General features: G+C 77.7%; 4 protein-coding genes. All 4 read right to left on the bottom strand.

Features of this window, described 5'->3' with window-relative positions; all coding sequences use genetic code 11:
- Positions 1–89: 89 nt before the first annotated feature.
- Positions 90–1,901, bottom strand: a complete 1,812-nt coding sequence (locus ACIPW5_RS27470) for a BTAD domain-containing putative transcriptional regulator (RefSeq protein ID WP_401250146.1) — start codon at positions 1,899–1,901, stop codon at positions 90–92.
- A 172-nt stretch (positions 1,902–2,073) separates the two neighbouring features.
- Positions 2,074–5,007 carry a helix-turn-helix transcriptional regulator gene (locus ACIPW5_RS27465; RefSeq protein WP_401250143.1) on the bottom strand — a complete coding sequence of 978 codons (2,934 nt, stop codon included), beginning with the start codon at positions 5,005–5,007 and terminating at the stop codon, positions 2,074–2,076.
- 88 nt (positions 5,008–5,095) lie between these two features.
- Positions 5,096–5,305: a hypothetical protein gene (locus tag ACIPW5_RS27460; protein WP_401250140.1), complete on the bottom strand. Its 210-nt coding sequence runs from the start codon at positions 5,303–5,305 to the stop codon at positions 5,096–5,098.
- Between the two features lie 94 nt (positions 5,306–5,399).
- Entirely contained in the window at positions 5,400–8,435 is a 3,036-nt protein-coding gene (locus ACIPW5_RS27455; RefSeq protein ID WP_401250137.1) for a type 2 lanthipeptide synthetase LanM family protein, read from the bottom strand.
- Between the last annotated feature and the right edge of the window lie 73 nt (positions 8,436–8,508).

Genomic DNA, 8,508 nt, shown 5'->3' with positions numbered 1-8,508 from the left:
GTACGTCCAGTACAAGGGCGCCCCGCCAACGCGCCGATGCACGGCACCGGACGACGCGGGCTCAACCGGCAAGATCCGAAAGAGACGGCCTAGGCCAGTGCGGGGGCCCCGAGGCCCGAGCCGCGTGCGTACATCCGTATCAGGTGCGGGAGTTCGTACTGTGCCGCGTGGGCGGTGACCTCGCCGCAGGGGGAGGTCACCATTCCGGCGTCGATGAGCGCCTCCACCACCCGGACGGCGTGCCGTTCGTCGCAGCCGAGGGCCTCGGCGGCCTCGGTCAGGCCGAAGGGGCCCTCCTCGGTGCCCGCGGCCAGCCGCACCGCGTCCCGGCTCCGCTCCTCGGGCAGCTCCTCCCAGCCGTGGGCCAGCCGGCCCCGGACGGACACGTCCCCGGAGGTCAGTTCGTCCAGCGCGCCCGCGGGATCGGCGAGCCGGTCCGCGAACTCCCGCAGCGGCACGTGCCGGAGCACCGCGAGCCGCATCCCGCTGACCCGGACGGCCAGCGGGGACCCGCCGCAGGCGCGCACGATGCGCAGGGCGGCCTCCCGGTCGGCCCGCACCCGGCCCTGGCCGATGAGCCCCGCGAGCAGTTGCAGCGACTCGGCGGTGCCGAGCGGCGGGAGGCAGACCCGGTGCACGGGCGCCAGCCCGCCCAGCTGGCCGCGCGCGGTGAGCAGCACCCGGCCCCGCCCGCCGCAGGGCAGCAGCGGCCGTACGGCGCGTTCGTCGGGCACGTCGTCCAGGACCACCAGGACGCGGTGCTCCGCCAGCCACTCCCGCCACGCCTCGGGCCCGGACGGTCCGGGCCGGCCGGTCAGCCGGCCGAGCTCCGCGAGGACCTCGGGCAGCGGGCGGGTGCGGCCGTCGGCGTCGCGCAGGGAGACGCAGAGCCGGCCGTCGGCGAAGCGGTCGCCGAGCAGGTGGGCGGCCCGCACCGCCAGAGTGGTCTTCCCGGACCCGGCGGGGCCCGAGAGCAGTGCGGTGCGGCCGGCGCCCTCGTCCTCCAGGAGGCCGAGGAGGGAGCGCAGTTCGCCGCCGTGTCCGGTGAAGTCGACGAGGTCGGGCGGCAGTGCGGCCGGCGGCCGGGCGGCCCGCGCGCGGGGGGCCGCTCCCGTCCCGGGCCGGCCGTCGCCCGCGAGGATCGTCCGGTAGCGGGCCGCCATGGCGCCGCCCGGCTCCAGTCCCAGTTCCCGGGCGAGGAGCTGGCGGTAGTCGTCGTACGCCGCGAGCGCCTCGGTCTGCCGGCCGGACCCGCTCAGCGCCCCCATCCAGACCGACCGGAGCCGCTCCCGGAGCGGGTGCCGCTCGACCAGTTCGCGCAGCCCCTCGGCCACCGCCGGTGCGGCGCCCAGCTCCAGTTCCGCCTCCGCCCAGCTCTCGAAGGCCGTCAGACGGCGCAGCTCCAGCCGGTCGGCCTCCTCGGCCAGCCGGGGCGACTGGCGCAGGTCGGCGCCGAGCGGCGGCCCCTGCCACAGGTCGAGGGCCTGGCGCAGCAGCCGGGCGGCCGGGCGGGCCTCCAGTCCCTCGGCGGCCCGCACCAGGGAGCGGAAGCGCAGGAGGTCGAGTTCGTCGTCCGCCACGCGCAGCAGGTAGCCGCCGCCCGTGTGGGTGAGCCGCGGCCGGTCCGGGCCGTCGTCTCCGAGCAGCGTGCGCAGGGCGCTCACGTACACCTGGAGGTTCTTGCGGGCGGTGCGCGGGGGTTCCTCCTGCCAGACCGCGTCGGTCAGCGCGTCGACGGGGACGGGGTGGTTGGCGGAGCCGAGCAGGGCCGCCAGCACGACCCGCTGCTTCAACGGGCCGAGGGGCAGCTCCCGGTCGTCCCGGTGGACCGTGAGCGGGCCGAGGACGGAGAACCTCAGCGCGCCGGATGACGCTGCGGGCTGCGCGGACGGACGCGGCATCGAGCGGACCTCCGTGGGGTGACGGGAGTGGGTCGGTCCCTCGATGGTCCGCGGCCCGTACCCGTCCCACATCGGTGCCGGGTACGCAGAGTCGTCCCGTCCGCGGTCGCGTCATGGGGGCCGGTGCCCCCATGGAGCCGGGAGGAGCCCCCATCCCGGCGCCGGACGCCCCCTATTCCTGGGCGGATTCCGCCGAGAGGGCGCAGAGTGCCGAGCGGTCCGGGGAACCCGTCTTGGCCATCAGGCTCGCCATGTGCTTCTCCACCGTCCGGGGGGAGATGCACAGCCTCTGGGCGATCTGCTGGTTGCCGGGGCGCTCCGCGAGCAGCACGAACACCTCGTACTCGCGCGGTGTGACCCCCGCGGCGCGCAGGCCCGCCGGGATCCGCTCGCGGCCGCCGCGGCGCTGGGGGACGCTGACCCCCGCCTGCCGCAGCAGGGCCCGGCAGGCTCCGGCCACCGGCGGTACGCCCGCCTCGTGGAAGTACTCCTCGGCGGTCCGCAGCCAGCCGACCGGGTCGCCCCAGGAGTCGGCGAGCGCCGCCTCGGCGGTGAGCCGCAGGGCGAGGTGCCACGCCTGCGGGAACACGGCTGCCGCGCGGCCGGCCCGTTCGACGGCCTGCCGGGCGCCGTCCGGGTCGCCGTCCCGGCCGCGCAGCACCGCGTCCGCCAGGTCGAGGAACATCCGGTTCCAGGCCAGTTGGCCGCCCGGGGAGGCCAGTGCCTCCCGGTACGCCTCCCGGCCGGCCTCCTCGCCGTCGAGCGTCCGCAGCAGGGGGCCGAGCCCGTACCGGCCGCTGAGGTAGAAGAAGCTCGGGTGCTCCCGCTCCCAGGCCAGCGCCGCACCGATCTCGGCCTTCGCCCGCTCCCGGTCCTCCCCCATCAGCGCGCCCACGGCCTGGCACAGTCCGCGCTGCAGGGGGACGAGCATGGATTCCCCGCCGCCCGCCCGGCGGAACCGGAGCAGGGCGCGTTCCTGCTCGCGGGCCCGTCCCTGGTGGGCGGCGAGCGTGGCGTCGACGAGGAGCAGGTAGCGGTGCGTCGACAGGTTCTGGAGCCGGGCGCTGGCCTCCACCAGCTGCTCGACGATCTCCCGGGCCCGGTCCCACCGGCCGCCCAGCACGCTCTGCATGGCGAGGAACCCGTCGACGGCCTGGAGCAGGGCGAGCGACCCGAGTTCGTGGGCCGCGGTGCGGGCGGTCTCCAGGCGGGTCGCCTCGCCGGTCCGCATGAACGCGTTGGTGCCGAGCCGTACCAGGGCCTCGGCCCGGTACACGGCGAGCCGGTGTTCCTCGGCGACCGTCAGCATCCGTTCCAGGCAGGCGTCGGCCTCGTCGAAGCCGCGTTCCCGGGAGAGCATGGCCAGCAGCTGCCACGCCTGGCAGGCCACCACGGGCCGGCCGCGTTCCTCCGCGGTGAGCGCCGCGCGCCTGGCGGAACGTTCCGCCTCCGCGAGCCGGCCGCGGCCGTCCTCGCCGCCGCGGTCCTGTTCCGGCAGCAGCGCGAGGTGGCCCTCGACCACCGCGAGCGCCGCCTCCTGTTCCGGCCGCGGCGGAACGCCCAGCAGGGCGCGGGCCGCCCGGATCCGGCGGCGGGCCTCCTCCTTCTGCTCCGCCATGGTGGCGACCCACGCGACCTGGGTGTGCGCCTGGGCCCGTAACTCGGCGGCGAGCGATCCGGCGGGCACCGGCGGGAGGTCGTCGAGCAGTGCGGCCGCCTCCGCGAGCCGCCCGGACTCGGCCTGGGCGATCGCCAGTTGCACGGTGACCTCGTGCCGCTCCTCGTCGGCCGCGAGCCCCCGGGCGCGCTCCAGCAGTACGGCGGCCGAGCCGGACGCGCCGGCGTCCAGCATCTGCCGGCCCACCTGGGCGAACTGCCGTGACGCCGCCACCCTGTCGCCCGCGGCCAGCCGCAGGGTGGCCACCAGCTGGCGCTGGTCCCCGTCGAGTTCGCCGTCGTACGCCTCGATGGCCGAGGCCGCGCGGCGGGCCAGTGCGGCCTGTTCGGCGGGCGGCAGCGAGGCCCTGAGGGCGTCCGCCGTCAGGGCGTGGCGGAAGGTGTAGTGGTCGTGGGCGGCCCCGTCCGGGGCGATGATCCCCACCTCGGAGGCGGACCGGAGGTGGGCGAACAGCGCCCGGTCGTCGAGGCCGGTCACCGCCCTGAGGGCCCCGACGGAGAACCGGCCGCCGAGCGTCGCCGCGACGAGCAGAAGTTCGCGCACCGGTTCGTCGAGCCGGTCCAGCCGGCGCGCCCAGCTGCGGACCGCGCCCGCCGGTACGGGCGCCCCGTCCTGTTCCGCGAACCGCCACCCGCCGCCGTCCCGGCTCAGCCGTCCGGTGTCCAGCAGGTCGGCCAGCAGCACCTCCACCAGGTACGGGTTCCCGCACGCCCACTGCGCCAGGTGCCGGTGCGCGGCCGGGGGCACCTCCTCCGGTGCGGTGTCCAGGCAGGCGGCCGCCATGTCCCGTACGGCGGCCCCGCCCAGCGGGCCGAGCTCCTGCAGCGAGACGGTGTTGCGCAGTTCGGCGGCGAGCGCGAGGTCCGTCGCCGGGCCGGGGTCGGGCCGGAGGGTGGCGACCAGGAGGACCGGCAGCTCGGCCACGTTGTCGACGAGGTACTCGACGACCGCGACCGTCTCGGTGTCGGAGTCGTGCAGGTCCTCCAGGAGGATCACGCAGCCGCGCTCGCGGCCGATCACCGCCAGCAGTCTGAGCAGCGCCTCGGCCAGTTCGACCAACGAGATCGCGTATCCGGGCGCCTCCGCGCCGGACCGCCACTCCGGTACGAGACCGGCCAGCGCGGGCCGGTAGGGCCGCAGTTCCGGGTCGTCCGGGGCGCCCGCCGCCCGGAACCGCGAGGACAGCGCCTCGACCAGCGGGCGGAAGGGCACGACGAGCCCGGTGGACGTGGCCCGGCCGCGCAGCACCGGCATGTCCCGGGCGTACGCGCGCAGGGCCGACTCGCCCGCCAGCCGGGACTTGCCGATCCCCGCCTCGCCGACGAGGAACACCGCCCGTCCGGCACCCTTCCCGGCGCTCTCCAGGGCCTGGTCCAGCAGCCGGATCTCGGCGTTCCGCCCCACGGTGACCGACGACGTCGCTCGCATGGGCGCAGGCTACTTGACCTTGTTCGGGCACGGCAAAGGGCCGGGGAAGCCCCCGGCCCCGGCCCTTCGCCCTCGGGACGCCGTCCCCTCAGAACAGCGTGAGGGAGCCCGTGGTCCAGGGCACGTCGACCGAGAAGGCGGCGGCGTCGGACTCCGCCGCGCGCAGCAGCCGGCTGCGCAGCCCCAGGGTGCCGCCCGACCCGAACACGACCTCGCCCACCGGGTGGTCGTGGGCCGCGGTCTCGGTACAGGCGCTGTTCTCGACGTACCGCACCGAGTCGTTGATCTGCATGGTCATCGTCCGTCCTTCGTTTCCGCGGGAGTGGTGGTCGTGCCGGCCGTGCGGTGGTGCGGTGGGTCCGGTCGTGCGGTGGGGGGTGTCCGGCCGGGGGTCAGGCCGGGCCGGACGGGTGCAGGAGCAGCAGGGACGGCACCCGTTCCGGGAAGCCCGCCCGGAGGAGTCCGTGTCCGATGCCCGCCAGCCCGGTCAGCAGGCCGGGGTGCGCGACCCCGGCCGGGGCACCGCTGCGGGCGCCGGTCTCCTCGACGGAGGCGAGGAGGGCCCCGGCCCGGCGGATCCAGTGCGGGCGGGCTTCCGGGGCCGCGCCGTGGCCCAGGAGTTCGCACAGCCCGGCCTCGCCGTGGCAGAGGCTGTCGTCGGCGGCCGGGCCGTCCCGGCCCAGGCCTTCGACGGTCCTGCGGGACCAGGCCGCGAGGTGCGGGTCGTGCAGGGCGCCAGGTGCGTCCAGCACCGCGAGCGCGATCCCGGCGCGGCCCCGGCACCAGGCCGAGTCCCGGGCGCCGTCGGCCTGGGCGGCACCTTCGGCTCCTGCGGCCCCGGCGTCCCGGCCGCCCCCGTCCGGTTCCGCGGCAACCGCCGCCCGCAGCGCGGACAGGCCCGCGAGCCGGTACCGCTCCCCGCCCGCGTCCACCCCGTGCCCGTGCCCCGCGGTGGCCGCGGCCTCGGCGAACCGCAGCAGGGCCCAGCCCAGCCCGGCGGCGCCCGTGGTGAACCCCGGACCACAGGCCATGGGGTCCGCCCCGGCCAGCCGGTCCGCGCAGGCCCGCGCGTCCCGCCAGGTCTGCTGCCCCGCGTCCCCGGCACCGGCACCCGCCCGGTGGGCGGCGAGCAGGGCGGCGAGTCCGCCCGCGACGCCCGCACCCACCCCGTGCTCCGGCTCGGACCGGGCCGCCGCACCCGCCAGCCGCAGCGCGGCGGACGCCCAGGAGCCGACCTCCGGGTCGTCCAGCAGCCGGGCCGTCTCGGCGAGCGCGTACGCGATGCCGCCGAGGCCGGAGAAGGCCCCCGAGCCCACCGCGCCGAGGTCGTCGGGCCGGGCGCGCAGCGCGCCGATCAGCCCGGGTACCGGAGCGAGTGCCGTACGGGCCGCCTCCGCGTAGTGCCCGGCCCCGGTGAGCGCCGCCAACTGGGCCAGGAACAGGGCCGGTCCGGTGTATCCGCCCGCCAGGTCGGCCGGCATCGGCCCGATCCGCCAGTAGCGCTCGTCCAGCAGCTCCAGGCCGATCCAGTTGCTGCGCGGCCCTTCCCGGTACGCGAGGGAGACCAGCCGGTCCCCGACGGACCGGGCGGCCGACAGCAGCCGTTCCGGCTCCGGGGCGCGCTCCGCCGTCCGGGTGCGCCGGTTCCCGGCGGGCCGGTGCGCGGGTGCGCGGGAGGCCGTCGCCATCGCGGCCCGCACGATCCACTCCTGGTCCTGGCGGTCGACCGCGTCCAGGGCGGCGAGCCTCGCGGCGACCCGGCCGGTCCCGGACCGGTCCGTACGGCCGGCCGACGGCCGCTCCGGGGCGCCCCACAGCCGGTCCCGGCCGGGACGGGCGGTGAACAGCGGTACGTCCCCGGCCCAGAGCTGGGCGATCTCCTCGTCCACCAGGCCGGGCGCGAGGACCGTCCCGAGCGCGTCGGTCCGCAGGGTCTCCAGGACCCGCTGCCGCTCGTCCGCGTCCTTCAGCAGGCCGGGGTGCGTCGACTCGTCGAGCATCGTGCTGTACACCCAGGTGGGGCGCAGCAGCACCCGCACCTCGTCCTCGGCGAACGCCGCCAACAGGTCCGTCCCGTGCAGGAGTTCCTCCCGGGCCGCGCCGATCGCCGCGTACCCGTCGCGGAACCCGGCGCAGAGCGCCTCGACGTGGGCCGCCGGCTCGACGGGCCCGCCGCCGGCCAGGCGCGGCCGGTTGGCGGACTCGCCGAACCTCCCCGCCCGGCGCACCAGGCGCATCCGGTCGGTACCGGCCTCGGCCCAGTCCGCCCGGACCACGGGCGACGCGGCTTCGCTCCCGCCGCCGACCGCGGACACGTCCAGCGCGCTGTGGTCGCCCACCAGCAGCTGGGGCAGCAGCCCGACCCGGTACACCGAGTCGTGGAGGGCCCGCGCGGCGGGGTCCTCCGTGGCGGTGCCCGCCAGCGGCGGGTGGAACAGGGTCTCCACGTCGATCAGCACCGGGTGGGCGCCGGCGGCGATCAGGTTCTCGTGGTGGAGGTCGGTCCCGTCGACCAGGTGCAGCAGCGCCAGCAGCGCGCCCTGGCGGCGGTAGAACGCCTCGACCTCCGCGGTGGAGGCGCACGGCTGCGCCGCGACGAACTCCGCCCAGCCGTAGCCGCCCCGGTCGAGCAGCCGCAGCGTACGCAGGTCCGGCGCGCCGGGCAGCCCGTTGAACCAGGCGACCAGGTCGTTGAAGTGGCGGTGCACGGAGAGCGGCCGCGGCTTGTACACCAGCCGGGCCCCGCCCGCGAAGCGCAGCAGCATCACGCTCCGGCCGCCCCGGTGCCCGTCGCCGGCGCCGGGCTCGATGCCGACGAGCGGCCCCGGGCCGCCGTCCGGGCCCGCCAGGAGACCGGCGGCCAGCGCGGCGTGGTCGTCCGCCAGCCGTTCCAGCGCCTCGGCGACGGCGTCCGCCGCGTCGAGCGCCGCCCGCCCCAGGATCCGCGCCAGCACCGGCCGGCCCGCCAGCAGGTCCGTCAGGCCCCGCCGGGACGCGGTACGGCCCAGGAAGTCCCGGAACCGGGCCCGGGCGTCGTCCCCGTCGAGCCGTCCGGCGTTCCGCGCCTCGTACAGCTCCAGCACCAGCGTCCGCGCCGCCGCACGGGCCAGCCGGGCGCCGAGGTGCCGCTCCAGGTCGCCGCGTACGGCCGCCAGGTCCACCAGCCGGCGCGCGCGCCCCGACACGCCCCGCTCCAGCCGCTCCCCCGCGCGGACGGTGAACGGCCGCAGCACCCACTCGAAGCCGCCGAGCCCCGCGTGGTCCCCCTCGGGCGCCAGGGCCTCCTCGGGGGCGAGGGCCGCCGCCAGCTCGGCGAACGCGGCCCAGTCCGGCCGCCCTTCGCCCCGGCCGCCGCCGACGAGCCCGGCCTCCCACCAGCGCCCGTCCGCCGGCGGCACACCCCCGGCCCGCCCCTGCCCAGCCACCATCACCCCTCCTCGGCCCCGCCCCGCCCCACTGCTCCGTGCCACGCCCGATCCTGGTACGGGGGGTGCCCCCACC

Source organism: Streptomyces sp. NPDC090077 (assembly GCF_044747545.1).
Classification (GTDB): domain Bacteria; phylum Actinomycetota; class Actinomycetes; order Streptomycetales; family Streptomycetaceae; genus Streptomyces.
This window is presented reverse-complemented; position numbering and strand designations above follow the sequence as displayed.

Excerpts from the sequence above, each read along its gene's own strand:
- ACIPW5_RS27460 (WP_401250140.1), bottom strand. The coding sequence starts at position 5,305 with ATGACCATGCAGATCAACGACTCGGTGCGGTACGTCGAGAACAGCGCC.
- ACIPW5_RS27470 (WP_401250146.1), bottom strand. The coding sequence starts at position 1,901 with ATGCCGCGTCCGTCCGCGCAGCCCGCAGCGTCATCCGGCGCGCTGAGG.
- ACIPW5_RS27465 (WP_401250143.1), bottom strand. The coding sequence starts at position 5,007 with ATGCGAGCGACGTCGTCGGTCACCGTGGGGCGGAACGCCGAGATCCGG.
- ACIPW5_RS27455 (WP_401250137.1), bottom strand. The coding sequence starts at position 8,435 with ATGGTGGCTGGGCAGGGGCGGGCCGGGGGTGTGCCGCCGGCGGACGGG.